The organism is Micromonospora arida (assembly GCF_003857035.1).
Taxonomy (GTDB): Bacteria; Actinomycetota; Actinomycetes; order Mycobacteriales; family Micromonosporaceae; genus Micromonospora; species Micromonospora arida.
On record NZ_QGSY01000158.1, the window covers coordinates 70416 to 97026 of the forward strand.

General features: G+C 70.8%; 30 protein-coding genes. 18 read left to right on the forward strand and 12 right to left on the reverse strand.

The features are described 5' to 3' along the window. Nucleotides 1-63 precede the first annotated feature (63 nt). The 5 genes from DLJ58_RS11895 to DLJ58_RS11920 form a co-directional block, all read right to left on the reverse strand. Nucleotides 64-435, reverse strand: a complete 372-nt coding sequence (locus DLJ58_RS11895) for a hypothetical protein (protein WP_124855762.1) — start codon at nucleotides 433-435, stop codon at nucleotides 64-66. 48 nt (nucleotides 436-483) lie between these two features. Beyond that, nucleotides 484-954 (reverse strand): hypothetical protein, encoded by a 471-nt coding sequence (locus DLJ58_RS11900; protein WP_124855764.1) that lies wholly within the window; start codon nucleotides 952-954, stop codon nucleotides 484-486. 131 nt (nucleotides 955-1085) lie between these two features. Next, entirely contained in the window at nucleotides 1086-1544 is a 459-nt protein-coding gene (locus tag DLJ58_RS11905; RefSeq protein WP_124855766.1) for a hypothetical protein, read from the reverse strand. A 602-nt stretch (nucleotides 1545-2146) separates the two neighbouring features. Beyond that, nucleotides 2147-2455: a hypothetical protein gene (locus tag DLJ58_RS11915; protein WP_124855770.1), complete on the reverse strand. Its 309-nt coding sequence runs from the start codon at nucleotides 2453-2455 to the stop codon at nucleotides 2147-2149. 80 nt (nucleotides 2456-2535) lie between these two features. Next, entirely contained in the window at nucleotides 2536-3465 is a 930-nt protein-coding gene (locus tag DLJ58_RS11920) for an expansin EXLX1 family cellulose-binding protein (protein WP_244218897.1), read from the reverse strand. A gap of 215 nt (nucleotides 3466-3680) precedes the next feature. Between DLJ58_RS11920 and DLJ58_RS11925 the strand changes: the two genes are divergently transcribed. Then, entirely contained in the window at nucleotides 3681-4208 is a 528-nt protein-coding gene (locus tag DLJ58_RS11925) for a cupin domain-containing protein (protein ID WP_124855774.1), read from the forward strand. Nucleotides 4209-4304: 96 nt separating this feature from the next. Here the strand turns inward: DLJ58_RS11925 and DLJ58_RS11930 are convergent, their stop codons facing one another. Beyond that, nucleotides 4305-4907 (reverse strand): TetR/AcrR family transcriptional regulator, encoded by a 603-nt coding sequence (locus tag DLJ58_RS11930; RefSeq protein ID WP_124855776.1) that lies wholly within the window; start codon nucleotides 4905-4907, stop codon nucleotides 4305-4307. A 118-nt stretch (nucleotides 4908-5025) separates the two neighbouring features. Here DLJ58_RS11930 and DLJ58_RS11935 point away from each other — a divergent pair, with 118 nt between their 5' ends. The 3 genes from DLJ58_RS11935 (at nucleotide 5026) to DLJ58_RS11945 (ending at nucleotide 8188) form a co-directional block, all read left to right on the forward strand. Continuing rightward, nucleotides 5026-5862, forward strand: coding sequence for an SDR family oxidoreductase (locus DLJ58_RS11935; RefSeq protein WP_124855778.1), 837 nt, complete (start codon nucleotides 5026-5028; stop codon nucleotides 5860-5862). A gap of 157 nt (nucleotides 5863-6019) precedes the next feature. After that, nucleotides 6020-7246, forward strand: a complete 1227-nt coding sequence (locus DLJ58_RS11940) for an epoxide hydrolase family protein (protein WP_124855780.1) — start codon at nucleotides 6020-6022, stop codon at nucleotides 7244-7246. After that, nucleotides 7247-8188 carry a redoxin family protein gene (locus DLJ58_RS11945; RefSeq protein ID WP_124855782.1) on the forward strand — a complete coding sequence of 314 codons (942 nt, stop codon included), beginning with the start codon at nucleotides 7247-7249 and terminating at the stop codon, nucleotides 8186-8188. A gap of 43 nt (nucleotides 8189-8231) precedes the next feature. Here DLJ58_RS11945 and DLJ58_RS11950 read toward each other — a convergent pair whose 3' ends face one another. Next, nucleotides 8232-9107 carry a transglutaminase domain-containing protein gene (locus DLJ58_RS11950; protein ID WP_124855784.1) on the reverse strand — a complete coding sequence of 292 codons (876 nt, stop codon included), beginning with the start codon at nucleotides 9105-9107 and terminating at the stop codon, nucleotides 8232-8234. A 66-nt stretch (nucleotides 9108-9173) separates the two neighbouring features. Here DLJ58_RS11950 and DLJ58_RS11955 point away from each other — a divergent pair, with 66 nt between their 5' ends. Together DLJ58_RS11955 and DLJ58_RS11960 are read left to right on the forward strand one after the other, a co-directional pair. Continuing rightward, on the forward strand, nucleotides 9174-9752 hold the full coding sequence (locus DLJ58_RS11955) for a GNAT family N-acetyltransferase (protein WP_208741034.1): 579 nt from the start codon (nucleotides 9174-9176) through the stop codon (nucleotides 9750-9752). Between the two features lie 34 nt (nucleotides 9753-9786). After that, complete coding sequence (locus DLJ58_RS11960; RefSeq protein ID WP_208741036.1) at nucleotides 9787-10686, forward strand: YwqG family protein; 900 nt, start codon at nucleotides 9787-9789, stop codon at nucleotides 10684-10686. A 62-nt stretch (nucleotides 10687-10748) separates the two neighbouring features. Here the strand turns inward: DLJ58_RS11960 and DLJ58_RS11965 are convergent, their stop codons facing one another. Beyond that, nucleotides 10749-11360 carry a GrpB family protein gene (locus DLJ58_RS11965; protein ID WP_158629572.1) on the reverse strand — a complete coding sequence of 204 codons (612 nt, stop codon included), beginning with the start codon at nucleotides 11358-11360 and terminating at the stop codon, nucleotides 10749-10751. Between the two features lie 122 nt (nucleotides 11361-11482). On the opposite strand from DLJ58_RS11965, the gene DLJ58_RS11970 reads away from it, so the two are divergent. The 3 genes from DLJ58_RS11970 to DLJ58_RS11980 are packed head-to-tail and all read left to right on the forward strand — an operon-like array spanning nucleotide 11483 to nucleotide 13667. Next, complete coding sequence (locus DLJ58_RS11970) at nucleotides 11483-12355, forward strand: AraC family transcriptional regulator (RefSeq protein WP_124855790.1); 873 nt, start codon at nucleotides 11483-11485, stop codon at nucleotides 12353-12355. Nucleotides 12356-12375: 20 nt separating this feature from the next. Next, a complete protein-coding gene (locus DLJ58_RS11975; protein WP_112675937.1) occupies nucleotides 12376-12711 on the forward strand; it encodes a PadR family transcriptional regulator in 336 nt (111 codons plus the stop codon). Beyond that, nucleotides 12705-13667 (forward strand): hypothetical protein, encoded by a 963-nt coding sequence (locus DLJ58_RS11980; RefSeq protein ID WP_244218898.1) that lies wholly within the window; start codon nucleotides 12705-12707, stop codon nucleotides 13665-13667. Before DLJ58_RS11975 ends, DLJ58_RS11980 begins: the two co-directional genes overlap by 7 nt. 3 nt (nucleotides 13668-13670) lie before the next feature. On the opposite strand, the gene DLJ58_RS11985 is transcribed toward DLJ58_RS11980, so the two are convergent. Then, entirely contained in the window at nucleotides 13671-14168 is a 498-nt protein-coding gene (locus tag DLJ58_RS11985; RefSeq protein ID WP_124855792.1) for an NUDIX hydrolase, read from the reverse strand. Nucleotides 14169-14342: 174 nt separating this feature from the next. On the opposite strand from DLJ58_RS11985, the gene DLJ58_RS11990 reads away from it, so the two are divergent. The 4 genes from DLJ58_RS11990 (at nucleotide 14343) to npdG (ending at nucleotide 17844) form a co-directional block, all read left to right on the forward strand. Continuing rightward, entirely contained in the window at nucleotides 14343-14546 is a 204-nt protein-coding gene (locus DLJ58_RS11990) for a hypothetical protein (protein ID WP_124855794.1), read from the forward strand. An 82-nt stretch (nucleotides 14547-14628) separates the two neighbouring features. Beyond that, entirely contained in the window at nucleotides 14629-15486 is an 858-nt protein-coding gene (locus tag DLJ58_RS11995; protein WP_208741038.1) for a histone, read from the forward strand. Nucleotides 15487-15566: 80 nt separating this feature from the next. After that, entirely contained in the window at nucleotides 15567-16997 is a 1431-nt protein-coding gene (locus tag DLJ58_RS12000) for an RNB domain-containing ribonuclease (protein WP_124855796.1), read from the forward strand. A 148-nt stretch (nucleotides 16998-17145) separates the two neighbouring features. Beyond that, nucleotides 17146-17844 carry an NADPH-dependent F420 reductase gene (gene npdG / locus DLJ58_RS12005; protein WP_091409546.1) on the forward strand — a complete coding sequence of 233 codons (699 nt, stop codon included), beginning with the start codon at nucleotides 17146-17148 and terminating at the stop codon, nucleotides 17842-17844. Nucleotides 17845-17946: 102 nt separating this feature from the next. On the opposite strand, the gene panB is transcribed toward npdG, so the two are convergent. Further along, nucleotides 17947-18792 (reverse strand): 3-methyl-2-oxobutanoate hydroxymethyltransferase, encoded by an 846-nt coding sequence (gene panB / locus DLJ58_RS12010; RefSeq protein ID WP_124855798.1) that lies wholly within the window; start codon nucleotides 18790-18792, stop codon nucleotides 17947-17949. Between the two features lie 209 nt (nucleotides 18793-19001). Next, on the reverse strand, nucleotides 19002-20759 hold the full coding sequence (locus tag DLJ58_RS12015; protein ID WP_124855800.1) for an NAD+ synthase: 1758 nt from the start codon (nucleotides 20757-20759) through the stop codon (nucleotides 19002-19004). A gap of 285 nt (nucleotides 20760-21044) precedes the next feature. Here DLJ58_RS12015 and glnA point away from each other — a divergent pair, with 285 nt between their 5' ends. The 4 genes from glnA (at nucleotide 21045) to DLJ58_RS12035 (ending at nucleotide 24603) form a co-directional block, all read left to right on the forward strand. After that, nucleotides 21045-22394, forward strand: a complete 1350-nt coding sequence (gene glnA, locus DLJ58_RS12020) for a type I glutamate--ammonia ligase (RefSeq protein ID WP_124855802.1) — start codon at nucleotides 21045-21047, stop codon at nucleotides 22392-22394. An 88-nt stretch (nucleotides 22395-22482) separates the two neighbouring features. Beyond that, nucleotides 22483-22908, forward strand: coding sequence for a DUF350 domain-containing protein (locus DLJ58_RS12025; RefSeq protein ID WP_112582646.1), 426 nt, complete (start codon nucleotides 22483-22485; stop codon nucleotides 22906-22908). A 335-nt stretch (nucleotides 22909-23243) separates the two neighbouring features. Continuing rightward, nucleotides 23244-23936, forward strand: coding sequence for a helix-turn-helix transcriptional regulator (locus tag DLJ58_RS12030; protein WP_124855804.1), 693 nt, complete (start codon nucleotides 23244-23246; stop codon nucleotides 23934-23936). A gap of 295 nt (nucleotides 23937-24231) precedes the next feature. Continuing rightward, nucleotides 24232-24603: a VOC family protein gene (locus DLJ58_RS12035; protein WP_124855806.1), complete on the forward strand. Its 372-nt coding sequence runs from the start codon at nucleotides 24232-24234 to the stop codon at nucleotides 24601-24603. Between the two features lie 445 nt (nucleotides 24604-25048). Here DLJ58_RS12035 and DLJ58_RS12040 read toward each other — a convergent pair whose 3' ends face one another. After that, complete coding sequence (locus DLJ58_RS12040; RefSeq protein ID WP_124855825.1) at nucleotides 25049-25519, reverse strand: hypothetical protein; 471 nt, start codon at nucleotides 25517-25519, stop codon at nucleotides 25049-25051. Between the two features lie 187 nt (nucleotides 25520-25706). On the opposite strand from DLJ58_RS12040, the gene DLJ58_RS12045 reads away from it, so the two are divergent. After that, nucleotides 25707-26609: a Vgb family protein gene (locus DLJ58_RS12045; protein WP_124855808.1), complete on the forward strand. Its 903-nt coding sequence runs from the start codon at nucleotides 25707-25709 to the stop codon at nucleotides 26607-26609. The last annotated feature ends 2 nt before the right edge of the window (nucleotides 26610-26611 follow it).

A 26611-nucleotide genomic window follows, 5' to 3' on the forward strand; every position in this document is an offset into this window, starting at 1 on the left:
GCCGCCCCGGTACGTCTTCCCGGCGAAGATGTCGGTCCAGCTGTTGCGCGCACGACCATCAGTTCAGGCGTACGGGGTCCAGGGCTCGGGTTGTTCGGCGTCCCAGCCCAGCTTCTCGAGTGCACGCAGTACCGCGCCGACGCGGGGAGTCCAGAAGAGCAGGACCTGGTCGCGCTCCTCGACCTCGAAGGCGACGGCGGTCGCCGGCAGCGGGAACCGCCTGTGAAACGGATGGTGCGCCACGGCGGCGACGTAGAAGTGTTCCAGCGTGTCCGACCTGGTACGCGACGTGAAGGTCAACGTGCTGTCGTCGGCGTGCAGCTTCACCGTCGGCCAGGCCATTCGTCGGACAGCCCTGAGCGTGTCGCCTCGGGTGAAGTCGAGGCGGTCAACGTAGGTGAGCCCGCCACGCGCATCGAAGGTCTCCGAGATCATCGCTGGATGGTACGGCGGGTACCAAGGTCGAGGCCGCAGCGGTGGCGGCTACCAGATAAGCGCGCGCTCGTCGATGAATCGAGGCGGTTCACCGAGGAAGGTGTCAGCCGAAACTGCGCCATGGGCCAGGTTGAGCGTGTCCAAGCGGTACAGCCAGGCGCCGTCAGACGTCCCGGTGAAGCGGTAGTTGATCTGCCAGCGCAGCCATTCGCCGTGGGCGAGGCGCACCGCGGGCGGCCGGCGGTGACGGCGTGGCCTACCCCAGGCCGACGCGAGCAGTTCGACCCGGAGTTGACCGTCCACCAACCGAAGACACACTTCGCTCCGGTACGACACGCGTCTCAGGCCCTCGCGAGGCTCGAACCCATCGGCCTCCGCCATGTCTACCTCGTGGGTGAGCGGCGCGGGCCGTGCCGGCAGGGCGAACGACACCGGTACGGCGTTACGCCGGGTCGCCTCTGCTCCGCCGCGCGAACGCTTGGTCCACGACGTGCGAACCCACTGCACCACAGCATCCACCCGGCGATACTCGGCCGCTACCTGTCCTGACGCAACCCGGATTCGGCGCCGCCACCCAGGCCTGGACCGCCGACGAACGCGCTTCGCCCTAGCCACCAACCCGGCCGAACGCTCCCTTCTGCGCCACCGCCTCAACTGGGCCTGAATGGCGGTGACACGGGTACTGCTTCCGTCGGTGAATGCGTCGTCAACCGCGCACCCCCGTGCTTGTCGAGAAAGTCGGTCAGTCCGCTGAGCGGGGCAGCGGCCATCAGCGGGTGATCGTCGGCTTGCGGGGAGAACGCCGCGAGCAACGCCGACCGCAGGTCAGCGTCGAGCAGCGGCAGGACGTAGGGCGTTGCGGGGTCGGGGTGGAAGTCCTCAGGGCAGGTGCCGCGCCGGAACATCAGGTCGAAGACCCGGCGGGTGGGGCTGCCGAGTTGTGGCTCGTCGACTGTGGTCAGGATCGTCCCCAGCCGAAATCCGGGCGCGGACTCCGCAAGGCGGTCCAAGAACTCCGTCTCCTTGCTGTTCCACCACCGTCTGACCTCGTCGTCGGGCACCTCCTCGACGATCGCGACCAGCCACAGCTCTTCGATCCAGCCATCCACTCCAGCATTGTGCCCATGGTCGCTGCCTTCGGTCACCGCGTGCCGCCGCTGCGGCCCGGTCAGCAGTGCCGGCTGTCAGCCTTGCCGGTAAGAGTGGAATGGGATGCCGCTCCAGGGTCAGTCAATTGATGCGCTCAGTCGACTGATGACTCGAAGCAACTCGTCCCGATTGTTGGCGGCCTTGAGCCAGTTCGGCAGCCGTGCCACCAGCGTCATGCCACCTGGTGCCGGGCCCCGCTCCCGAAGTCGAGCGCCGATGTATCCGGACAAGATGTCAAGGTGGGTGCGGTTGAACGCCCAGAGCGTGTGCCCGCCGCAGCACTGGGCCCTCAGCCACAAGGGCAGGTGGAAGAACGGATCGAGCGGACCGTTCCAGGACGAGACCTCTGATCCCCGTGGGGACCAGGACGCTGAGTACGCGCAAGCCGGGCACGTGAGTCGGCGGGGCCAGGAGGCCACCCACCTACTGTCATCTGGCTGTGGGCAGTTGACCGCCCGATGCCCGCAGCGTGGGCAGACGACGTAGATGTCCTCGGCCGCCAGCTCGTACAGACTGACCAACGGATCGCGGAACCGATCCTGCTCGTCGCCCTGGCGTTCGTTCACGGCACCGACTCTGCCGCATCTCGTCCAGCCGGCTTTCGTCGTCGGTGAGGCTGGTGGACCGAGGCCGGCTTGAGGCCTTCCTGACCTAGTCGGTCTACCGCGATCTCTCGGGCTTCCGGTGCGGCAGCGAGCCCGTCCGGTCCCAGTAGCCATGAGGGCCCGAATCCCGCTACCGGCTGTCCGTGGAAGCCGTCTGCCGGGTACGCCGTCGCAACGACGTCGAGTCCGTTGACGAGGATCCGCATGCGGTGCGACGTGAACTCGGCGGGGAACAGCAGCGGCTCCAGCCTCAGGACATCGACCACCGGGGCAGTCTAGTCAGCGCAGACCTCGGCCAGCCGCCGCTTGTTGCGGCACTGCGACCGGGTGACTCAAGACCAGGCGGTCAGCAGCGGGGGCGGTCGAGTGGTGCGGCGGCACCGGCGAGCGCTTCGACTGTCGCCGTCGGCGCGGCCGACTCCGTCGGAGTCGGTGCGGGCGCGATGGTGGGGCTCGGCGGGGCCGAGGGTGAGTTGCTGGGCGTAGGGGAGAGGCTGGCGAGGGTGGCCGTGCTGCGTTGCACCTGCTTGGTGACCATGCGGATGCCGGTGGCGGTCGCCTGGCGTCCGTACACGTCGGTGACCCTGATGCTGTACGGCCCGGGGCCGATTCCGCCCTCGATGGCCCAGTGGTTGTCGCTCTGCCGGGCGGCCTTGCGGAAGCCACCACCCGGCCCTTTCGCCTCGACCGAGCGGAGCGGGTTGCCGTGGTTGCCGACCTGCACCGCGAACCAGTATTTCGAGGCGCCGCCCTTCATCCGGAAGGTGAGGCCCCCGTTGAGCGGCGGGTTCACCACCGCCCGGTACGTCACGGGCGCGATGCCCTGCGAGCGGTCCGCGATCCTGGTGAACGCCTCGGTGGAGAGGTCGATCTTGCTGGGGCCGCAGCCGCCGCACTGGTCCATGACCATGACCTGGACCTTGCCCTTCGGGCCGCTCACCTCCAGGTAACTGCCGCAGGCCGCCGATCCGGAGTACTGGGATGCGCCGAGGGCCACGTAGAGCCGGTCCGCCGGCGGACCGGGAAAGGAGCAGTTGCCGCCCGAGCGGCCCGCGTCGTAGAAGCTGGCCTTTCCCTTGTGGACGGCGTTGCCGGTCGGTGGCGCGGCGCAGGCAGGGGTGGCGCCGCCGCGTACGGCGAGGGTGATGCCGAGGACGGCGGCCAGGGCGGTGACCCCGGCGCCGGCCAACCAGTGCCGGACCCGCCGACTGAACCGAGGCCTGCCGGTGTCGCCGGCCGGGGTGTCGTTGTCCGGGGCCGTGCCTGGTGCCGTCACGGCGCCTGATGTTGCCGCAGCACGTCGCGGCAGCGCAACAACGCCCAAGCGGACCGCCCCGCTCAGTTCTGTTGCGGTACCTCGCCGTAACGGAGTCCCTAGGATGCGAGTCATGAGTGCGTGACGGCTCCCACGGCCGCCAACCCCTGGCCTGACGCGCACTCCTCGTGCGCGAGCCCTCGATTCGAAGAACTACACCAAGGGGGACAAGCAGCATGACCGCCTTCGACAGCGCCACCCCTGGCATCCCGGACGACGACCCGACCCGAACACTGACGGTGGCCAGCCCCGACGACCCCGCGACCACCTACATCTCCCTCGCCGGGGGCAACTACGCCATCCTGATCACGGGCAAGCAGACCAACGGGCAGTATTGCCTCATCGACATGCGCGTGCCCGACGGCGGCGGCCCGCCGCCACACCGGCACGACTTCGAGGAGATGTTCACCATCCTCGAGGGCGAGATCGAGTTCACGTTCCGCGACGAGAAGCGCAGCGTGCGGGCCGGGTCAACAGTGAACATCCCGGCCAACGCCCCGCACAACTTCCGCAACGTCTCCGGTGCTCCCGCGCGCATGCTGTGCATGTGCACCCCAGCGGCTCAGGACGAATACTTCCTGCGCGTCGGCGACGAGGTCGCGAGCAAGGACGCGCCGCCGCCACGGCTCACCGACGACGAGAAAGCGGAGCGCCGGCAGCGCGCAGTCGAGCTGGCTCCCGTGTACCGCACCGAAATCCTCTGACAGTTCGGCCGGCCCGGCAGATCCTGCCTCTGGGTTGCCTGGTACCGCCCTCCGCTGGCGCGCGTGCTCCCCGACGTGTACGCGCCTCAGGGCTAGTCACTCGGCGGATCGGCGGGGGCGCAGTCCGTTGAGGGCGGTGCTGACGACGAGGTCGGCGTACTCGGCGGTGAGCGGCCCACTGCGGTGCAGCCAGCGGTTGAGTATCGGCCCCCAGATCATGTCCACCGCCACGCCGAGATCGACGTCGTCGGCGATCTGGCCGGCCTGCTGGGCGCTGCGCAGGCGTTGCCGCTTGGCCTCTTTCAACGGCCCGTCCAACCGTTCGGCGTACGCCGCGGCCAGCTCGGGGTCGAGAGCGATCTCGGTGGCCAGCGCGCGCATCGGTTGCTCGTACCGGGGGTCGTTCATCTCCTCGACGGTGGCGCGCAGCACCACTGTCAGGTCCGCCGCCAGGTCGCCGGTGTCCGGCAGCGTCGGTGGCCCACCCTCGGTGGCCTCGCTGAGCATGAGGAACGCGTCGAAGATGACAGCGCCCTTCGACGGCCACCAGCGGTAGATGGTCTGTTTGCCGACGCCGGCCCGCGCGGCGATGCCCTCGATGCTGAGCTTCGCGTACCCCGTTTCCTGGAGTAGGTCGAAGGCCGCGGTGAGGATGGCGCGCCGGGAGGTCTCGCGCCGGCGGGCCGTGTTGGGCGTCATGGGCCGAACGATATCAGTTCACGAGACGAACCGTCTCGTCTTGACGGCAGCGGTGTCGCGAGCCTAGCCTCGGTCCATCGCGAGACGGACCGTCTCGTCTTGAAATGAGGAGAAGCGCATGCGTACCTGGCTCATCACCGGTGCCAGCCGCGGCCTGGGCCGCGCCTTCGCCGACGCCGCGCTCAACCGCGGTGACCGGGTGGTCGCCGCCGCCCGGACCATCGCCCAGGCCGACTTCGACGAGAAGTACGCCGACCGGCTGCTGGCCCTGACCCTCGACGTGACCGACCGGGCGGCGGTCATCGCCGCAGTGGACGCCGCCGTCGAGCACTTCGGCCGGCTCGACATCGTCGTCAACAACGCCGGCACCCTGTCCATGGGCATGATCGAAGAATTCACCGAGGCCGAGGCGCGCGCCCAGTTCGAGGTCAACCTCTTCGGCGCGCTCTGGGTCAGTCAGGCCGTGCTGCCGCACCTGCGCGCCCAACGGTCCGGCCACATCGTGCAGGTCTCCAGCATCGCCGCGCTCGGTGGCTTCCCGAGCACCGGCCTGTACAGCGCGAGCAAGTTCGCCCTGGAGGGCATGAGCGAGGCGCTGGCGATGGAGGCGGCGGCCTTCGACATCAAGCTCAGCATCGTGCAGCCGGGCGGATACTGGACCGACCTCTACACCAGCGTGCGCGCCACCACCCCGATGGACGCCTACGCGCCACTGCGCGCCGAGCTGGAACGGCAGTGGGCGGAAGGCTCGATCGACAGCGAACCGCGTCTGGCCGCCGAGGCGCTGCTGCACCTGGTCGACAGCGACGAACCGCCGCTACGTCTCCTGCTCGGGAGCATGGTGTACGACCTGGCGTTCGACATCTCCCGTCGACGAATGGACACCTGGGCGGGTTGGGAGCAGGTCAGCCGCGCCGCCGAACACGCCGTCGCGGCCCCCGGAGCTGACACATGAGACTGCTGCGCGTATCGCCACGAGCAACCTGTGCGGCGTTCTAGGCTCCGAGATATGGCGGCGGCGTGCCCAATCGTTGGCACACAAGTCCGGGCAGAGCCTTTCACTCCATGATTTCTCCTCGCGAGGCGCAAACCTAGACGGAGAGGAAACACGCATGGCTGTCAAAACCAAGACTCGTCCGGGCACCACGGAGATTCGACCGTTCTCGGTCGACATTCCTCAGGCGGACCTTGATGACCTGAAGAGGCGCATCAAGGCCACCCGCTGGCCGGACAAGGAAACGGTGGACGACCAGTCGCAGGGCGTGCCACTCGCGACCATTCAGGCCGTCGCCCGCTATTGGGAGAAAGAGTACGACTGGCGCAAGGTCGAGGCGCGGTTGAACGCCGTACCGCAGTTCATGACCGCCATCGACGGGGTGGACATCCACTTCATCCACGTGCGTTCGAAGCACGAGGACGCGCTGCCGCTCATCGTCACCCACGGGTGGCCGGGGTCGGTGATCGAGCAGTTGAAGATCATCGAGCCGCTCACCGACCCCACCAAGCACGGCGGCAGCGCGTCGGACGCCTTCCACCTGGTCATCCCGTCGTTGCCCGGCCACGGCTTCTCCGGCAAGCCGACCGAGTCGGGGTGGAACCCGCAGAAGATCGCTACTGCCTGGACCGAGCTGATGAAGCGGCTCGGCTACGACCGGTTCGTCGCGCAGGGCGGCGACTGGGGTGCGGTCATCGTCGACCAGATGGGCATTCAGGCGCCCCCGGAACTGCTGGGCATCCACACCAACATGCCCGGTGCGATCCCACCCGAGATCGACCTGTTGTTCCAGGGCGACACCACCGGCGCGAACAACGCCATGGGCTCGCTGCCATCAGGGCTCTCCGACGACGAGATGCGTGCCGCCGAGGAAGCCAACTTCGTCTGGAAACACGTCGCCTACGCCCTCATGATGGCGACACGTCCGCAGACGCTGACCGGGCTGGCGGACTCTCCGGTCGGCCTGGCGTCCTTCCTGCTCGACCACGACGCGAAGAGTCTGGCCCTGATCTCGCAGGTGTTCGACGGGGTCAAGGCGGGCCTCACCCGCGACGACATCCTGGACAACATCTCGCTCTACTGGTTGACGAACACGGCGATCTCCGCGTCCCGTCTCTATGCGGAGAACAAGCTCTCGTTCTTCGCCGCCAAGGGCGTGCAGGTTCCGGTCGCCGTGAGCGTCTTCCCCGACGAGCTGTACGAGGCGCCGCAGAGCTGGGCCGAGCAGGCGTACTCCAACCTCATCTACTACAACAAGCTCGACGTGGGCGGGCACTTCGCGGCCTGGGAACAGCCGAAGATCTTCTCCGAAGAGCTTCGCACCGCCTTCCGGTCGCTGCGCTAGATGGCAGTGCACCTGCCCCCGCTGAACGGGGCGGCCGAGTGGCTCAACTCCGAGCCACTCGGCCCCGCCGACCTGGGTGGGCGCGTCGTCCTGGTCAACTTCTGGACGCTGACCTGCATCAACTGGCTGCGCCAGGAGCCGTACGTGCGTGCCTGGTCGCAGGCCTACCGCGATGACGGGCTGGTCGTCATCGGGGTGCACACGCCGGAGTTCGCGTTCGAGCACGACGTCGAGTGGGTGCGGCGGGCGGTCGCGGCCCGCTCGATCGACTACCCGGTGGCGGTCGACAACGACTACGCGATCTGGAGTGCGTTCGACAACCACTACTGGCCGGCGCTCTACTTCGCCGACACCGACGGCGTCATCCGCGACGAACACTTCGGCGAGGGACGCTACGAGCAGTCCGAGCGGATGCTCCAGCAACTGCTCGGCATCGAGCGGGAACCCGTACCCGTCAACGGGCTCGGCCCGGAGGCGGAGGCCGACTGGACCAACCTGCGCACGCCCGAGACGTACCTCGGTTTCAGTCGCGGCGAACACTTCGCGTCGCCGAACGGCCCGGCGCTCGACGAACGCCGCGCCTACCAGGTGCCGGAGAGCCTCGGCCTCAACCAGTGGGCCCTGGCGGGGGAGTGGACGATCGGGTCGGAGAACGTCGTGCTGGACCGGGCCGGCGGCCGCATCGCCTTCCGGTTCCACGCCCGCGACGCGCATCTCGTGCTGGCCCCCGGGGCGGGAGCGTCGATCCCGTTCCGCGTGCTGCTCGACGGTGACGCTCCCGGCCCGTCACACGGCGTCGACGTCGACGTCGACGGCAACGGCGTACTCCAGGACGGCCGGCTCTACCAACTCGTCCGCCAGGACGGCGCGGTCCGTGAGCGGACCCTTGAGATCACGTTCGGCGAGCCCGGCGCCGAGGCGTACGCCTTCACCTTCGGGTAGGGCGTGCGTCGGATCCGGGGACTTCGACACACGCCCGGGCCGCTCAGCGGCGCAGTTCGACAATGCTGACGGTGCCGGAGACCGGCGAGATGCTGTGCACCTGCGGGCCGGGGCGGAGTCGGGCGTCGCTGGCGTACCGGTCGGCGAGGGCCTTGTCTGCGGCCTCGTCGCCGTCGTCGGCGGCGAGCAACAACGCGGCGATCTCGTCCACGAGCGTGAGGTCGGCGGTGGCGATGTCCTCGGTCATCGCGCCGAAGCCGTCCCAGAGCAGCAGCTCGTCCTTCTGCCGGTGGGCGAGCTCGATCAGGACGTAGTCGTGGATGAACCAGTCGCCTCGGATCGGCAGCTCCGGGCTGACGCCGTAGCGCTCGGGGTCGATCGTCCCGGCCCGGTACGCCGACCACACCCGCGCCGCCGAGTCGAAGAGCCCTGCCTTCGGGTCGATGTCGTAGCCGTCGAACCCCCAGTCGCCGGCCGGGTCGACCTCCGGGTCGGCCCAGACCCACCGGTGGCCGTTCCAGTACTCCACCAGCACGTGATCGTGGTGCCAGTCGGGCGCGAAGTACGAGGCGAAACCGACCCGGCTGCGGCTGGGAATGCCGTGCTGACGCAGCACCGCGACCGAGAGCAGCGTGTGGTCCCGACAGCAGCCTGCCACCCGGTCGACGGCCGGACGCTCCGCCGCGAGGGGCAGCGAAAAGCGCGACTGGTCGGTGTCGAGGATGCGGTCCACCCAGCGGCAGTTCACCTCGTCGAGCCGGTCGTCGGGCAACTCGACGCCGCCGGCCCGGTAGTGGACGATCACGTTGCGGGCGGTCGCCGCCACGGTGGGGAAGTCGGTCGCCACGGCATCGAGGAGTCCACCGTGCCGACCCGGGTCGCTGTACGGGGAGTGTTTCCGGTAGTCGTCGAGGTCCATGGGACCAGTCTCCGGTCCGCCACCGTGTCAGGGTCAAGGCGCTTTTTCCGACTAGTGTCGACTGCTGTGACGACGCCCGAGATCACCATCGCCACGCCCGCCGACCGCGCCACAGTTGTCGACACGCTTGTCGCCGCGTTCGTCAAGGATCCGATCCTGCGGTGCCTGTTCCCCGACGAGGAGACCTATCCCCGGTACTCCGCCGCCTTCTTCGGGCACCTCTTCGACAAGCGGGTGCACCGGAAGTCGATCTGGACGATCGGTGGGGGCGCGTCCGTGGCCATCTGGGAGCCCCCGTCTGACCCGTCGGCCCCCGCGCACGGGTCGCCGGAGATACCTCCTTACCCTGCCGACGTGCAGGCTCGGGTGCAGAGCTATGACGACGTCGTGCACGACGCTCTGCCGACGTACCCCTTCTGGTATCTCGGTGTCCTGGGCACCCACCCGGACAACGCCGGACGCGGTTGGGGTCGCGCCGTCATGCGTGCCGGGCTGGAACGCGCCGCCGCCGACGGCCTGCCGGCGATCCTGGAGACCAGCAACCCGGGCAACGTCGAGCTGTACCGCCGGGCCGGCTGGGAGGTGATGAGCTTCCTGCCGGAGCCCGTACCCACCTGGCTCATGATGCAGCAGCCGCCGCGCTGATCACGCTCATTGCGCGCCTCCTACGATCGGCGGCGTGCACACCACCCCCTCCAGCCCCATCCACGTGCCGCAGGTCTTTCCGGCGGTGGCGCCGTTGGCCCGGACGACCATCCGGTTGCATCCCCGCCCAGGTTCGCCGACTGCGGAGCAGAGTTCGGTAGGCGGCCCGCTGCTGTGGCCGGCCGACGAAGCCTGGCCGGTGTGCGACGGGCCGGAGCCCGGCGACCACTACCGCGACGCTCCCGGTGAGCCGGCGGCACCGCTGGTGCCGGTGGCGCAGTTGCTGGCCGAGGACGTGCCCGAAGTGCCGTTCCCAGTGGGCACGGACGTGCTGCAGGTCCTGTGGTGCCCGTTCGACCATGACCCGTGGACGACACCTCGCCCTGCACTGCGATGGCGTCGTCGCGCCGACATCGGCACCCGGCTTCAAGAAATGCCCGTACCGGATGTGGAGTCAGATCCAGCGCACGTCCCCAACCCGTGCGTGCTCGACCCAGAGCGGGTCACCGAGTACCCGGGCTGGGACCTCCCGGAGGCCGTGTGGCCGCAGATCGAGGGCACGATGAGGCAGGTCGCGCAGGAGACCGGTTGGGAGTACGAAAGCGATCTGGCGGTCGCCTCGGGGATCAAGGTCGGTGGTTACCCCGGCTGGACCCAGCCTCCGGACTGGCCGGTCTGCGAGTGCGGCTCGGCCATGGACCATCTGCTGACGGTCGCCAGCTGGGAGTTCAGCCGCGGTGACGAGAAGCGGTGGATTCCGGTAGAGGATCGTCCGGCGATGGCCGGTTGGGGATGGGACACCGACGACGATCACCCGTGGCGGACGATCCAGAACCCGAGCGGCCTCATGCTGGGCGATGTCGGCGGAATCTACCTGTTCGTCTGCACCGCCTGCCCCACCAGGCCGTTCGACTACCGCTTTGACTGTTCCTGACAGATCCGGATGGTCATTGGCAGGCTCACATCTCTGGCCGTGCCGTCGGCGACGTCAGGTCATCAGCCGGCGAAGATGCGCGCGTAGATCTCGTCGATGACGTCGTTCTTCGCGAGGCTGTAGTCGCGGGGCCGGTGCGCGGTGTCCCGCACGAGGCGGCGCTTGGTCGCGGCGTACCGCTCCCGGTCGTCCGGATGCGAGCGCAGCCAGTCGCGGAAAAGCTGGTGCCGGACCGGTTCCGGAGCGCCCTGCGGCCAGACGTGCAGGTTGACGTCCTCGGCAGGGCTGAGCAGCATCCGGTGCCCGTGCCACCAGGGTTCCCGAAGGACGAGCCGGTACCCGAGCCGTTCCAGGGCGGGGAGATAGGTGGCCTCGTCGGCGGTGTCCTCGATGACGAGGTCGACATCGATGACGGGCTTGGCGGCGAGCCCCGGCACCGCCGTCGATCCGACGTGTTCCACCCCGCTGATCAGATCACCGAGCGCCTCGGTGAGCGACGACCGGACGTTGACGAACCGCTGCGCCCAGGACGGGTCGTACTCCTCGATGACGACGGACTCCCACGTCCGCGGTGGCTCGCCCACCAGGCCGGCGTCGACCTGTTCGGGGGTGCCGTGGAAACGCTGCACGACGTTCTGCGGGTACTCGGCCACGTCGACCTCCTCGGGAAGCAAAGTCCGCCAGGCTACGACACGACGACCGGTGCGGCGGCACCCGACCGATGCGGGCATCGGATGTCGGGTGGGCGACCGACCCTGCGACCTAACGTCGGTGTTCGAAAGGGAAGGAGGCCCGGGTGCTGGATCGGCTCAACGAGGCCATGACGTACATCGAGCGTCACCTCGACCGGAAGATCGAGGTGGCGGAGCTGGCGCGGATCGCGCTGACGTCGGAGTACCACTTCCGGCGGCTGTTTTCCGCGCTGGCCGGGATGCCGCTGTCGGAGTACATCCGGCGGCGTCGGCTCACTGTCGCCGGTGCGGACGTGCTGGCGGGGGAGCGGACGTTGCTCGACGTCGCTGTGCACTACGGCTACGGCTCGGCGGAAGCGTTCGCCCGGGCGTTCCACGCCGTGCACGGCGTGGGGCCCGGAGAAGCTCGGCGTACGGGGGCAGCGCTGCGTGCCCAGCCCCGGATGTCCTTCCGACTCACCGTTGAAGGGAGCGGCAGCATGGAGTACCGGATCGTCGACAAGGACGCGTTCGCGCTGGTGGGGCGCAAGGCCCGGGTCCCGCTGGTGCACGAGGGGATGAACCCGGCGATCGTCGCGTTCATCCGGAGCATCGACAAGGAGACGACCGAGCGAATCGAGGCGCTCTCCGATCAGGAGCCGAAGGGAATCGTCAACGTCAGCGACAACCTCGCCGACAGCCGGCAGGAGGGCACCGAGCTGGACTACTGGCACGGGGTGGTGACCAGCGCCGTGCCGCCGGAGGACCTGGACGCGCTGCCGGTGCAGGCCGGGTCGTGGGCGGTGTTCACCACATCCGGTGCGTTCCCGCAGGCGGTGCAGTTCCTGTGGCGTGACGTGTTCACCCAGTGGTTTCCGTCCAACCCGTACCGCAGCCGACCTGGGCCGGAGATCTCCCGGGTCCGGGTGTCGGCGGACGGCACCCAGGCGGACGCCGAGCTGTGGATTCCCGTCGAACGGGTACCCACCCCTATGTAGAGTTCCGATACAGTGGTCGGATGCGGATGACCATTCCGGTTGCGAAGGTCCTCGCGGCGCTGCTCGCCGAGCCCGACGAGCAGCGCTACGGGCTCGACCTGATGCGACTGACCGGCCTGCCCAGCGGCACCCTCTACCCGGTGCTGCACCGGTTGCAGGGGGCCGGCTGGCTGGCCGCCGACTGGGAGGCGATCGATCCCGTCGCGGCCGGGCGGCCGGCCCGCCGCTACTACCGACTGACCGCCGTCGGGGTGACGCAGGCCCGCCAGGCGCTCGCCGACCTGCGGGCCGCGATCCCCGACGGCGGCCGTCGCTCGTGGGGCGGCACCGAGCCCACCGGAGCACCGGCGTGGTGACCCGCCGGGCCGCTGAGCTGCTGTTGGCGTTGGCCGCGCGCCGCTGGCCGGCCGACGTTCGCGACGACCTGCGCCGCGAGTGGGCCGCCGAGCTGCACGTGCTCGCCGAGAGTGGCCGCCGGACGAAGATGGTCGGCTTCGCGGTGAGCCTGGCCGTCAGTCGCGCCGGCGCCCCGATCGTCGACCGCACAGTGATGCGTGGTCGGGCCGGCCGCACCGTCGCCGCACTACTGCTGTCCCCGATCGCCTGCGTCGGGATCGTGCTCGCCAGCGCGTTCGCCCTCATGCCGATCGAGCGCATGGTGACCCAGGACTGGTACGAGCGGGCGCAGAAGCCGATCTGGACGGCGCTCACCGTCGGGTTGGCGGTGCTGCTGGCGGTGTTCGCCGCGCGCTGGGCCCGGCACACCGCGCTCGACGGCCCGCTGCGCATCGCGCTCGGCGTGGTGCTTCCCGTCGGCGTGACCGCTGTCGTGTTCCTGTCTGCCATCTCGCCGGACGACCTGGCCACCTTCGTGCCCGGGCTGCTGCTCTGGTTGGCCGGTCTGACGCTGGCCCTCTGGGCCGCAGCGAGCCTCGCCTCCCGCAATCGCCTCCGTACGGCCTGGTGGGTGGGCGTCGTCGGCGCGCTCGTCGCCGCCGACCTCGCGGTGATTCTCGCTGTCGTCGACGTCATTGCGGCGGGCGGTCGCGCCGGCCCCGTCAGCAGTCCGACGCCACTGGGTGGCGTCGACTGGGTCTCCTCGCCGCTGTGGCTCCTCGCCACCTGGACGGAATGGAACATCCGCCTGCCCCGGCCCACCATCTCATGGGAGATCTTCCACATCGTCATCAACGAGGTGCGGGTGGAACCCATGCTCTACCTGGCCTGCACGCCGTACGCGCTCGCGTACACCGTCCGGGCGGCCCGGTCGGCCCCCGCCGAGACGGTCGCCCTCGCGCCGACCCCGGTGTGAACCTCAGTCGGGTACGTCGTCCCACGTCGTACCCGGCTCCAGGTAACCGGCCAGCTGGTTCTCGCGCAACGCGTACGCGATGACCAGCAGGGCGTGCTTGTCCAGCTCGGGCAGCCGGTCCAGCGGGAACCACCGCACGGCCAGCGACTCGTCGTCGTTGACGCGGGCGGTGCCGGCCACCAACCGGCACAGGAACCCCAGGTTCAGGTAGTCGCAGCGGTCCCCGTTCGGGTACGTGTGCGGGTGCGACACGGCGCTGGACATCCGCACCGGCGCCACCTCCAGGCCCGTCTCCTCGCGCACCTCGCGAACCAGTGCGGTGGCCGGCTGCTCGCCCGGCTCGACGAAACCGCTGATCACCGACCAGCGCCCGTCGTCGGCACGCTGGCCGAGCAGCAGCTCGCCGGCGTCGTTGCGGACCACCGCGCTGACGCTCGGCAGCCACAGCAGGTCGTGACCGACGTGCTTGCGCAACCCCACGATGTAGTCCGGAATCGCCATCCGGCGATCATAGATGTGCCCACGGCAGGGCTCACCTGCGCATCTTCTGGTGTTCCAGTCCCACGCGTTTCGCCGTTTCGGCCCGACGAACGCAATGCCTATCTACTGTGGAGATCGTCGGCGACTTGTGCGATCCGGTGGCGGCCGGCCGGTTCGCGGTGCACAGTGATTCCCATGAGCGACAGCGGACGTGGTGGGCAGTTCTACTGGTGCACCCGGCATCACCGGGTCGAGACGGACGCCAACGTGTGTCCGGCGAAGCACGTTCTCGGCCCGTACGACTCGGCGGCCGACGCGGAGAACGCCCTGCAACGAGTGCAGGAGCGGAACGAGGCGTGGGATGCCGAGGACGCTCGTTGGGCCGGGGACGACAGATAGGCGGCGCGGGACGGCTCGCGCCGAGATATTTCGTGCTCCGCGAGGACGCACGCGAGAGCACGTCCCCCAAGGAGGAAACACGATGGCCGAAGCACAGCAGGCCACCAAGCGCCCGGCCGCCCGTCGCACCACCGCGAAGAAGACCGCCGCGGCGGAGCGGAACACGGCGGCGAGCCGGACCACCCCCGTGCGCAAGTCCACCACGGCTGCCGCGAAGGCACCGGCCCGCAAGGCCGCCGGTGGGGCGGGCCGCGCCCCGGCCAAGAAGACCACCACGGCGGCCACGAAGGCCCCCGCGAAGAAGGCCACGACCAAGACCACCGCCGCGGCCAAGAAGGCCCCCGCGAAGGCCTCGGCCACCACCCGCAAGACGACCACCGCCGCCAAGCGGGCCCCGTCGTCCACCGCGCGCAAGACCACCACCGCCGCGAAGAAGACCACCGGTACGGCGAAGAAGACGGTGAGCGCGGCGAAGAAGACCACCGCCTCGGCGGCGAAGAAGACCACCGCCTCGGCGGCGAAGAAGACCACCACCGCGGCGAAGGCCCCGGCGCGTAAGACCACCACCGCCGCCAAGGCCTCGGCGCGCAAGACCACCACGGCGGCGAAGGCGCCGGCGCGGAAGGTGGCGACCAAGGCGTCCGCCGCCAAGAAGACAGCGACGAAGAAGACGGCCGCGGCGAAGAAGACCGCGTCGACCCGCCCCAGCGGCGGCGCGCGCAAGGCTCCGGCCAAGAGGGCCCCGGCCGCGAAGGTGACGGGAACGTCGTCGACCACCGCCCGCAAGGCGGCGGCGAAGAAGGCCCCGGCGAAGAAGACCGTCGCGGCCAAGGCGCCGGCCCGCAAGGTGACCGCCCGCAAGACTCCGGCCCGCCCGGTCGCCGCCCGAGCCACCGCACCCAGGGGGGCCCGCAGCGCCGCCCGCAAGGCGACCGGCTGAGCGCGGAGCATCCCCTCACCGGGCGGATTTCCGGCCGGTCACCGGAAGCGGATCACCCGTGGCGCTGTCAGGATTGACCCGTGGTCATCCGACGCGTACTCGCGCCCCGCATCGACTTCGGCGCGTTGCGCCGCGAGCTCGGCCTGCCCGAGGAGTTTCCGGCCGACGCCCAGCGTGAAGCCGACGAGGCGGCTGCGGCACCGCCGCAGCCGCCCGTCGACCGCACCGACATACCGTTCGTCACGGTCGACCCCGCCACCTCGCGGGACCTGGACCAGGCGATGCACCTCAGCCGCCGGCCCGGTGGGGGCTACCGGGTGCGGTACGCGATCGCCGACGTCGCCGCGCACGTCACCCCGGGTGGGGCGTTGGAGGCGGAGACCTGGCGGCGGGGGCAGACCATCTACCTGCCCGACGGCAACGTGCCGCTGCACCCGCACACCCTCAGCGAGGGTGCGGCCAGCCTGCTGCCCGACGACGACCGGGCCGCGGTGGTCTGGACCATCGACCTGGACGCCGACGGCGGCACCGTGGCCGTCGAGCTGGAACGTGCCCTGGTCCGCAGCCGCGCCAAACTCGACTACACGGGGGTGCAGGCGGCAGCCGAGGCCGGCCGGCTACCCGACCCGATCGCGCTGCTGCCGGAGATCGGCGACCGACTGACCGCCCGAGGGCTGAGCCGGGGCGCCATCAACCTGCCGCTGCCCGAACAGGATCTGGAGCCCGACGGTGAGGGCTGGCGGCTGGTGCTGCGCGCGCCGGTGCCGATGGAAGAGCACAACGCGCAGATCTCCCTGCTGACCGGGATGGCTGCCGCCGACATCATGCTGGCCGGCCGGGTGGGTCTGCTGCGGACGATGCCGGCACCCAAGCCGGAGGCGGTGCAGCGGCTCCGGGCCGCCGCCGCGCCGCTGGGGGTGCGCTGGCCGGACGACGTGGGCCCGGGGCAGGTCATCGCCGGTCTGGACGCCGCCCAGCCGCGCGCCGCCGCGTTCATCGACCAGGCGGCCGAGCTGATGCGCGGTGCCGCGTACACCGCCTTCGACGGGGAGCTGCCGGAACAGCCGGAGCATGGTGGCGTGGCGGCCGCGTACGCCCACGTCACGGCGCCGTTGCGGCGGCTGGCCGACCGGTACGCCACCGAGGTCTGCCTGGCCCTGCACGCGGGCCGTGCGGTGCCCGACTGGGCCCGTGCCGCGTTGCCCCGGCTGCCCGAGGTGATGGCGAGCACCGACCGGGTCGCCTCGGCGGCCGCTCGTGGCGCCGTCGAGTTGGCCGAGGCGGCGGTGCTGGAGCACCGGGTGGGCGAGACCTTCGACGCTGCCGTCCTCGACGTCGACGCCCCGCCCAACGGCAAGTCCCGGCCCCGACCGCCCGGTGGCACCGTCGCGCTGGACGCCCCGCCGGTACGCGCCCGCTGCCTCGGCCAACTGCCGCTCGGCGAACGGGTCCGGGTCCGTCTGGTCACCGCCGACCCGGCGGCCCGTACCGTCCTGTTCGAGCTGGCCTGACCGGGCCGCCGTCGCTGGCCCGATCCTCGCCCGCCTGCGCGCTCGCCCGCCCTGGCGCGGGCCTCGGCGGCGCGGTCGCTCGCGGCAGCGGGGATTCTCACAGCGCTCGACGCTGCTGACGGGCCGGGCGGTTTGCGAGGATGAGGCCATGGCATACGACGCGAGCACGCTGCCCGACGTGTCCGGGCTGACGGTCGGCATCATCGGCGGCACCGGCGACCAGGGGCGGGGCCTCGCCTACCGGTTCGCGCGGGCCGGCCAGACGGTGCTGATCGGGTCCCGGTCGGCCGAGCGGGCCGCCGAGTCCGCGGCCGAGATCGCCGCCCTGCCCGGGGTGCCGGCCGGCGGCAGCGTCACCGGTGCGGCCAACGACGAGGTGGCCCGACGCAGCGACGTGGTGATCATCGCGGTGCCGTGGGACGGGCACGCCGCCACGGTCGCCGCCCTCGCCGAGCCGCTCGCCGGCCGGATCGTCGTCGACTGCGTCAACCCGCTCGGCTTCGACAAGCAGGGCCCGTACGCGCTGACCGTCGCCGAGGGCAGCGCCGTGCAGCAGGCCGCCGCGCTGCTGCCCGACTCCCGGGTCTGCGCCGCGTTCAACCACGTGAGCGCTCCGCTGCTGGCCGACCCCGAGGTCGACCGGATCGACCTGGACGTGCTGATCTGCACCGAGGACCGCGAGTTGGTCGACATCGTCGGCGCGCTCGCCGCCCGGATCCCCGGCATGCGGGGCATCTACGCCGGCCGGTTGCGCAACGCCCACCAGATCGAGGCGTTCACCGCCAACCTGATCGCCATCAACAAGCGCTACAAGGCGCACGCGGGCATCCGCGTCACCGACCTCTGACCCAAGCGGCGTGATCCACTCCGGTTTCGTGAAAGCGGGGTGTCCCGGTGCCCGGGACACCCCGCTTTTGGCAAAGCCGAGTGGATCACACCGTGAGTGGTCCTAGAAGGTGTGTTCGGCGGCGGGGAACTCTCCGCCGCGGACCTCGTCGGCGAAACGGCGGGTGGCGTCGGTGAGAGCGCCGGCCAGATCCGCGTACCGCTTGACGAAACGGGGCGCCTTGCCCGTCCGCAGCCCGGCCATGTCCTGCCAGACCAGCACCTGCGCGTCGGTGTCCGGGCCCGCGCCGATGCCCACCGTGGGAATCGGCAGCTCGTGGGTGATCCGCTTGGCCACCTCGCCGGGCACCATCTCCAACACCACAGCGAACGCGCCCGCCTCCGCCACCGCCCGCGCGTCGGCCAGCACCTCGTCGGCGGCGTCGCCGCGACCCTGCACGCGGTAGCCGCCCAGGGTGTGCTCGCTCTGTGGCGTGAAGCCGATGTGCGCCATCACCGGAATGCCGGCACCGACGATCGCGGCGATCTGCGCGGCGTTGCGGCGGCCACCCTCCAACTTCACCGCGTGACAGCCACCCTCCTTCATGAACCGGACGGCGGTACGCAGCGCCTGGGCCGGACCCTCCTCGTACGAGCCGAACGGCAGGTCACCGACGACCAGCGCCTGCCGGGTCGCCCGCACCACGGCCCGGACCAGCGGAAGCAGCTCGTCGGCGGTGATCGGCAGGGTGGTCTCGTAGCCGAACACGTTGTTCGCGGCCGAGTCGCCGACCAGCAGCACCGGAACACCGGCCTGGTCGAAGATCGACGCCGTGTACTGGTCGTACGAGGTGAGCATCGGCCAGCGCTCGCCGCGCTCCTTGGCGGCCATCAGGTCGCGGGTGCGGACCCGTCGGGTGGCCGGGCCGCCGTACAACGCGGTCACCTCGTGCGGAGTGGACTCCACCATCTCTGTCTCCCTTCCTCGAGGCCGCCTGCGCGGTCCCCGGGTTCCGTCGTGATCGTCGCACCGCGAGACGGGCTGACGGCAGGGCCCAGTGCAAGATGTCACTCCACCAGCGCGGGGCCGCCCCGCCTGGCCACCCGGGACCGCGCCGCGAGGTCACCGCGCGGCGGCGCCGGGCCGCGCCACCGACCCGGCACCCCCAGGGGTACGGCTCAGCCGCGCTCGCGCCACCGGTTGGTGATCGGCAGACGGCGGTCCCGGCCGAACGCCTTCATGGAGATCTTCGTGCCCGGCGCCGACTGCCGTCGCTTGTACTCGGCGGTATCCACCAGCCGCAGCACCTTGTCCACGATCGCCGGGTCGTGACCCGACTCGACCAGCCCGTCGCGGCCGAGGTCGCCGTCGACGTAGCCGATCAGGATCGGGTCCAGGACGTCGTAGTCGGGCAGGCTGTCGCTGTCGAGTTGGCCCGGGCTCAGCTCGGCGCTCGGCGGCTTGCCGATCGAGTTCTCCGGGATCGGGGCCGTCTCACCGCGCCGAGCCGCGTCCGTGTTGCGCCACTTCGCCAGCCGCCAGATCAGCGTCTTCCAGACGTCCTTGACCGGGTTGAAGCCGCCCACCGAGTCGCCGTACAGCGTGGAGTAGCCGACCGCCAGCTCACTCTTGTTGCCGGTGGTCAGCACCAGGTGGCCCTCCTGGTTCGACAGCGCCATCAGGATCACGCCACGGACCCGGGCCTGGAGGTTCTCCACGGCCACACCGGACAGCGACAGGTTGGCCAGGAAACCGTCGACCATCGGCTGGATCGGCTCGACGCGGTAGTCCAGGCCGGTGCGCTTGGCCAGGTCTGCGGCGTCCTCCCGGGAGTGCTCGGAGGAGTGCTGGCTGGGCAGCGACACCCCGACCACCCGGTCCGGCCCGAGCGCGTCGACGGCTAGCGCCGCCACCACCGCCGAGTCGATGCCACCGGAGAGACCGAGCACCACCGACGGGAACCGGTTCTTGTTGACGTAGTCGCGCAGACCCAGCACCAGCGCCTGCCACACCTCGGCCTCGTCGGCCACCGGCTCGATCACACCGCCGGTGGCGGCCGGACCGGTCGGCGTGGCCGGAACGCCGTCCAGCGTGCTGTGCACGATGCGCATGCCGTCCGCGACATTCTCCGTGGTCGTCGCGGCGGTGGCGGCCGGCAGCTCGACGTCGTGCACGAGTAGGTGCTCGACGAACTGCGGGGCGCGGGTGAGCAGCTCACCGTCGGCGGTCACGATCATCGAGTCGCCCTCGAAGACCAGCTCGTCCTGCCCGCCGATCATGTTGACGTACGCGACAGTGGCGCCCGCCTCGGCGGCCCGGCGGCGGACCAGCGGGAGCCGGAAGTCGTCCTTGTTCAGCTCGTACGGCGAGCCGTTGATGTTGACCACCAGGCCGACGCCGGCCTGCCGGGCGGCGGCGAACGGACCGCCGGCCTGCCACAGGTCCTCGCAGATGGTCAGCGCGACGTCCACGCCCCCGATCCGGACCACGGTCAGGGTGTCGCCGGGGACGAAGTAACGGTCCTCGTCGAAGACCCCGTAGTTGGGCAGGTGGTGCTTGAAGTAGCGGGCGACGACGGCACCCCGGTGCAGCAGCGCGGCGGCGTTGCGGGCCCCCCGGCCCGGCTCGGCGTCCCCGCTGACCTGCGGCGGCCCGTCGGCGTCCAGGTAGCCGACCACGACCGGCAACTCGCCGAGACCGTCGGCGGCCAGGTCGGCGGCGAGCCGCTCCACGGCGGCCCGGGACGCGGCGACGAAGGAACGCCGGAAGACCAGGTCCTCGACCGGGTACCCGGTCAGCATCATCTCCGGGAAAAGCACCAGCTGGGCACCGGCATCGGCGGCCTGGCGGGTCCAACTGCGGACCAGGTCGGCGTTTCCGGCGAGGTCGCCGACGCTCGGGTTGACCTGGGACAGGGCGAGACGCAGGGTGGGCATGCCTTCATCTTGCCCCAGCCTCGTCGCGACAGTCCGTACCCTCGGACGAGATAGCCGCCACCTGCCGCGACGGGCGCCCGCGAGGCCGCGGCGGCAGGTGCTCGGCCGTCGTGGCGGCCGTCGGTGGCCGCACGGCCGGGGCCCGCGCTCGCCGGGCGGGACGCGAGGGGACGACCGGCGGCAGTTCGCGTAACGTCTGCGTAACCAGGCCCGGGAACACTGGGCGATCAGGTCGGGTACAGCCCGGCCAAGGCGGACAAAAGAGTGTCGCGAGGGGTTGGGGAAGTGGACCGTCAGCAGGAGTTCGTCCTCCGCACGCTGGAAGAGCGGGACATCCGGTTCGTCCGGCTGTGGTTCACCGACGTTCTGGGCACGCTCAAGAGCGTTTCGGTGGCACCCGCCGAGCTCGAGGCGGCCTTCGAGGAAGGCATCGGCTTCGACGGCTCGGCGATCGAGGGCTTCGCCCGGGTCTTCGAATCGGACATGGTTGCCATGCCCGACCCGACCACCTTCCAGGTCTTCCCCTTCGAAGGTGGGGTCAGCGGCGAGAGCGCCCGGATGTTCTGCGACATCCTGCTGCCCGACGGCGGGCCGTCCTGGGCCGACCCCCGGCACGTGCTGCGCCGCGCGCTGTCCAAGGCAGCCGAGAAGGGCTTCACCTTCTACACCCACCCCGAGATCGAGTTCTTCCTGCTGGAGAACGGTCCGCAGGACGGCTCGGTGCCCACCCCGGTCGACACCGGCGGCTACTTCGAGCACACCACCCACGCCGTAGCCCGGGACTTCCGCCGTCAGGGCGTACTGGCGCTGGAACGGATCGGCATCTCGGTGGAGTTCAGCCACCACGAGGTCGCGCCGGGCCAGCAGGAGATCGACCTGCGCTACGCCGACGCGCTCACCACCGCCGACAACATCATGACCTTCCGGCACGTGGTCAAGGAGGTCGCCCTCTCCACCGGTGTGCAGGCCAGCTTCATGCCGAAGCCGTTCACCGACCAGCCCGGCAGCGGAATGCACACCCACCTGTCGCTGTTCGAGGGCGAGCGCAACGCCTTCCACGACGGCGGCGACCCGATGAAGCTGTCCAAGGTGGCGAAGTCGTTCATCGCCGGTCTGCTGGTGCACGCCCGCGAATACACGGCGGTCACCAACCAGTGGGTCAACTCGTACAAGCGGCTCTTCCCGCAGCACCTGCCCGACCGGATCACCGAGAGCCCGGCGTACGTCTGCTGGGGTCACCTCAACCGGTCCGCGCTGGTCCGGGTTCCCGCGTACGGCAAGCCCAACTCGGCCCGGGTCGAGGTCCGCTCGCTGGACTCGGCGGCCAACCCGTACCTCGCCTTCGCGGTGCTGCTCGGCGCCGGCCTGAAGGGCATCGAGGAGGGGTACGAGCTGCCGCCGGGCGCCGAGGACGACGTCTGGTCGCTGACCAGCGCGGAGCGGCGCGCCATGGGCTACGAGGCGCTGCCGGAGAACCTCGCCGAGGCGATCGACGTGATGGCCGGCTCCGAACTGGTCGCCGAGGTGCTCGGCGAGCACGTCTTCGACTTCTTCCTGCGCAACAAGCGTGCCGAGTGGGAGCAGTACCGCCGTGAGGTCACCCCGTACGAGCGGCAGCGCTACCTGGCCCTGTAGACGCAGGGGCTGACGCCGTTGCGCGCTGCCGCTATCGTCTCGATCACCGCGCCGGACCCCTCCGGGCGGAGAGTCGGGAGGCAAGTCGGTGCTGGAGGATCTGTTCAGCGGTGCCTGGCAGAGCGTCGTGTTCGGGATCGTCGGCGTCGGCCTCATGGCCGCCGGCTTCGGGCTCGTCGACCTGCTCACCCCGGGCCGGCTGCGAGACCTGATCTGGGTCGAGCGCAACGCCAACGCGGGGTTGCTGCTCGCCGCCAACCAGCTCGGCATCGCCGGGATCGTCTTCACCGCGATCCTGACCAGCTACAGCGACTTCGGCAAGGGGCTCGCCTCCACCGTGGTCTTCGGACTGGTCGGGTTGGCGATCATGGCTCTGGCCTTCGTGGTGCTTGACCTGCTCACCCCCGGCAAGCTCGGCGAGGTCATCTGCTCGCCCGAGCCGCACCCGGCCGCCCGGGTCAGCGCCGCCACCCACTTCGGGGCCGCGCTGATCGTCTGCGCCTGCATCGCCTGACGGCCGCTCTCCGCGTCACCACGCGGGCGGTCCGCCTGCGGTCCGCCTGCGTTCCGTCGTCCGTGGGCGGGCGTCGGCGGCTGGTTGTCCGTGGCCGGTTGTCCGTGGCCGGGCGTCCATGGCCGTTTGTCCGTGGCCGCTCGCCCGTGGCCGGGCGTTCATGGCCGGTTGTCCGTGGCCGCTCGCCCGTGGGCGGGCGTCCGCGGGCGGCGTGCAGATCTTGGACAGTTTCCGTCAGGTCGTGACGGAAACTGTCCAAGATCTCTGGCGGGTGGGCCGCTCGCGTCTGCGGGCGGTCGCCCTGGGCGTCGTACCTCGGCCGTAGCGTGCCGGGCATGAACCGCACGGATCGCCTTTACGCGCTGGTCGAGGAGCTGCGGGCGGTGTCACCACGGCCGCGCAGCGCCCGCTGGCTGGCCGCGCGCTTCGAGGTGAGCAGCCGGACCATCGAACGGGACCTCGGCGCGTTGCAGGAGGCCGGGGTGCCGATCTGGGCCGAGCCCGGACGCACCGGCGGCTACGTCCTGGACCGCGCCCGCACCCTGCCGCCGGTCAACCTGACCGCCGCTGAGGCGGTGGCGATGGCGGTGGCGCTGCACCGGCTCGCCGGCTCGCCGTTCGCCGGGCCGGCCGGCACCGCGCTGCGCAAGCTGGTGGCGGTGCTGCCGGCCGCCGACGCCGCCGAGGCGCACCGCCTCGCCGGCCGGGTGCACCTGATCGGCGACGGGCCGGCCACGCCCGTCCCGGCCACCGTCGCCGACGCGGTCGCCGCGCGGCGGGTGCTGCGCATCCGGTACGCCGACCGCTCCGGCGCGGACTCGACCCGTGACGTCGAGCCGCTCGGCTACCTCGGCAACTCCCGACACTGGTACCTGGTGGCCTGGTGCCGTCTGCGCGACGAACTGCGCTGCTTCCGTACCGACCGGATCCGGAGCGTCTGCGCGCTGCCCGACGTGGTGGCCCGGGAGCTACGCCTGACCGATCTCGACATCCCGCACGAGCGGGTCCGCCCGCTGAGCCTGGTCTGAAACGGGCTCGACGCGGCGGCCTGGTCTGGAACGGGCTCGACGCGGCGGCCTGGTCTGGAACGGGCTCGACGCGGCGGCCTGGTCTGGAACGGGCACGGCGCTTCGGTCTGGTCTGAAACGGCGCGGCGCTTCGGCCTGGTCCGAGACCCGTCCGCGGCGCGGCAGGCTGGGTGGTCTCGTCACTAGGAACACCGCCGGGTGATCCGGAAACACCGACAGGACGCTGTCGCCAACGGCCCCGAGACTGCTCCAGACGACGGCCGAACGGCCGGCACGGAAATTCTGGAGGCAGCAGATGTCCACGACGCCCATCACCTGGTTCGAGATCGGCACCGACCGGCCCGAGGATGCGGAGCGTTTCTACGGCGAGATGTTCGGCTGGACCTTCGAGGAGCAGGGCTCGGCCAACGGTGGGTCCTACCGGGTGACCGGGGCCGGTGGCGACACCGGGATCGGCGGGGCGATCCGGACGACCGACGGTACGTCGCCGAACTACGCGGTGTTCTACGCCGAGGTCGATGATGTGGCGGAAACCTGCCGACGGGCCGAAGCGGCCGGTGGCCGGGTGCTGGTGCCGGCGCGTACGACTCCGAGTGGTCTCACGTCGGCCCACCTACTCGACTCGACCGGCAATCGTCTGGGCGTGTTCTCGCCCCCGAAGCCCTGACGGGGTCCTCCAGGGCTGGGCTGACACCCCCGAGCCGGTGTGACGGCCGAGCCAGCCGGTCCGCACGCCTTCTGGGTCGGTGATCAACTCGGCTTTCATGATGTCGGGGCGTCCGAGTGCGGCGGATACCGCGACTTCAAGGAAACCGAGTGGATCAAACCGCGACGGGCCTGGGCCGGCCTCGGCCCGACAGGGCGTACCGAGGCCGGCCCCGGGCGGTCAGTGCCTGCCGCGTCCGGCGTTGGCCTGTCAGTGTGCCCGCCGGGACCGGCCCCGGCGGTCAGTGCCTGCCGGGTCCGGCGTTGGCCTGTCAGTGTGCCCGCCGGCCCCTGCCGGGGCCGGCCCCGACAGGGGTCCAATGCCTGCCGGGGACGGTCACGGTCGGTCCGGGCGTACTGAGGCCGGCCCCGGCCGGTCAATGCCTGCCGGGGCCGGTCCCGCCGGACTACTTGCCGGGCTTACCTTCGCCGTGCTGGCCGCCTGGGCCGCGGTGGCCGCCTGGGCCGGGGAAGACGCCGGCCTCGACGGCCTTGGTGATGGCGTCGGCCTGCTCCTGGGTGAGCTTGCCGTCCTTGACCGCCTGCTCCAGGCGCTCCTTGAGCGCGGCCTGTCGGTCCTCGGTGGACGGCCGCTGCGGTCGATCGGCCGGCCGGTGCTGCTCGCGGACCTTCTCCAGTGCGGCGGTCACCTTGTCGGTGGGCACGCCCAACTCCTTGGCGAGCGCCTCGGCGAACTCGCCCTGCCGGTCGGCCTTCGCGCCGGGCGCCGTACCCGGAGCCGGGGCGGTGCTGTTGCTCGGGGTCGGCGTGGGCGTGTCGGCGGCGAACGCGATCGTCGGGGCCGCGATCCCGACGCCGAGGACGCCGGCGGTGGCCAGGCCGGCCAGCAGGTGCTTCCTACGGATGGTGCGGGACATGCTGTCCTCCAGAGGTTCGGTCATCGTGCGCTGTCGTAACCGACAGTGACCGGGCAGTCTGGGCGGAAGCCATGGCGACCCTGTCAGCGAGCTGACAATCCTGACCGGCGGTAGCCGAAAATCGGTTGTTTCATCGCTGGCTGGGCGATCAGGGTGGACGATCCACCGACGGAAGGGACAGGGCGACATGACCGTCGAGATTCGGGAGATTTCACTCGTCGAGCCGGGCGCCGGGCCGTACGGCATCACGGCTGGCCCGGACGGCGCGCTCTGGCTGACGCTGGCCCATGCCGGCGGGATCGCCCGGTTGTCGCCCGACGGTGCGGTCCGGACCTACCCGCTGGTGCCGGCCGGTGGTCGCCCGCTGATCATCACGGCTGGGCCGGATGGCGCGCTCTGGTTCACCCGCTCGGGAGACGACCGGATCGGTCGGATCACCGTCGACGGCGAGCAGCGCACCATCGCCCTGCCGGCCGGCACCGGGCCGGGTGGCATCGCGGCCGGGCCCGATGGCGCGCTCTGGTACGCCGGGATGACCTCCGACACGATCGGCCGGGTGGAGACCGACGGCACCCACAGCGCATTCCCGCTGCCGGTGACCGGCGGATTCGCCTCGATGATCACTGCTGGCGCGGACCAGGCCCTCTGGTTCACCCTCAACCAGGCGAACGCGATCGGCCGGATCGACCTCGCCGGCACAGTGACGGTGCACCCGCTGCCCACCGCGAATGCCGGCCCGGTCGGCATCACACTCGCCGGCGACGGCGCGATCTGGTTCGTGGAGATCGGCGCCGGTCAGCTCGGTCGGATCACCCCGGACGGCCGGATCACCGAGTTCCCGCTGCCGGACCGAGCGGCCCGCCCGCACGCGATCGTGGCCGACCCGGACGGCGGCGCCTGGTTCACCGAGTTGGGTGCCAACCGGATCGGTCACATCGACGGCAGGGGACGGATCGAGGGCCACGACCTGCCCACAGCCAACGCCGAACCCCACGGCATCACCCTGACTCCCGAGGGCATCTGGGCCGCCCTCGAAATCGGCGCAGTAGCCCACCTGACCCCACCCACCATCCCGCCCACCCCGGCCTGACC

What these genes read in the sequence shown, in the direction of transcription:
- npdG (WP_091409546.1), top strand. Translation starts at nt 17,146, where the DNA reads ATGGCATACGACGCGAGCACGCTGCCCGACGTGTCCGGGCTGACGGTC.
- DLJ58_RS12045 (WP_124855808.1), top strand. Translation starts at nt 25,707, where the DNA reads ATGACCGTCGAGATTCGGGAGATTTCACTCGTCGAGCCGGGCGCCGGG.
- DLJ58_RS11895 (WP_124855762.1), bottom strand. Translation starts at nt 435, where the DNA reads ATGATCTCGGAGACCTTCGATGCGCGTGGCGGGCTCACCTACGTTGAC.
- DLJ58_RS11975 (WP_112675937.1), top strand. Translation starts at nt 12,376, where the DNA reads ATGCGGATGACCATTCCGGTTGCGAAGGTCCTCGCGGCGCTGCTCGCC.
- DLJ58_RS11985 (WP_124855792.1), bottom strand. Translation starts at nt 14,168, where the DNA reads ATGGCGATTCCGGACTACATCGTGGGGTTGCGCAAGCACGTCGGTCAC.
- DLJ58_RS11940 (WP_124855780.1), top strand. Translation starts at nt 6,020, where the DNA reads ATGGCTGTCAAAACCAAGACTCGTCCGGGCACCACGGAGATTCGACCG.
- DLJ58_RS11930 (WP_124855776.1), bottom strand. Translation starts at nt 4,907, where the DNA reads ATGACGCCCAACACGGCCCGCCGGCGCGAGACCTCCCGGCGCGCCATC.
- DLJ58_RS11945 (WP_124855782.1), top strand. Translation starts at nt 7,247, where the DNA reads ATGGCAGTGCACCTGCCCCCGCTGAACGGGGCGGCCGAGTGGCTCAAC.
- DLJ58_RS12040 (WP_124855825.1), bottom strand. Translation starts at nt 25,519, where the DNA reads ATGTCCCGCACCATCCGTAGGAAGCACCTGCTGGCCGGCCTGGCCACC.
- panB (WP_124855798.1), bottom strand. Translation starts at nt 18,792, where the DNA reads ATGGTGGAGTCCACTCCGCACGAGGTGACCGCGTTGTACGGCGGCCCG.
- DLJ58_RS11950 (WP_124855784.1), bottom strand. Translation starts at nt 9,107, where the DNA reads ATGGACCTCGACGACTACCGGAAACACTCCCCGTACAGCGACCCGGGT.
- DLJ58_RS12030 (WP_124855804.1), top strand. Translation starts at nt 23,244, where the DNA reads ATGAACCGCACGGATCGCCTTTACGCGCTGGTCGAGGAGCTGCGGGCG.
- DLJ58_RS11925 (WP_124855774.1), top strand. Translation starts at nt 3,681, where the DNA reads ATGACCGCCTTCGACAGCGCCACCCCTGGCATCCCGGACGACGACCCG.
- DLJ58_RS11990 (WP_124855794.1), top strand. Translation starts at nt 14,343, where the DNA reads ATGAGCGACAGCGGACGTGGTGGGCAGTTCTACTGGTGCACCCGGCAT.
- DLJ58_RS12015 (WP_124855800.1), bottom strand. Translation starts at nt 20,759, where the DNA reads ATGCCCACCCTGCGTCTCGCCCTGTCCCAGGTCAACCCGAGCGTCGGC.
- DLJ58_RS12035 (WP_124855806.1), top strand. Translation starts at nt 24,232, where the DNA reads ATGTCCACGACGCCCATCACCTGGTTCGAGATCGGCACCGACCGGCCC.
- DLJ58_RS11995 (WP_208741038.1), top strand. Translation starts at nt 14,629, where the DNA reads ATGGCCGAAGCACAGCAGGCCACCAAGCGCCCGGCCGCCCGTCGCACC.
- DLJ58_RS11935 (WP_124855778.1), top strand. Translation starts at nt 5,026, where the DNA reads ATGCGTACCTGGCTCATCACCGGTGCCAGCCGCGGCCTGGGCCGCGCC.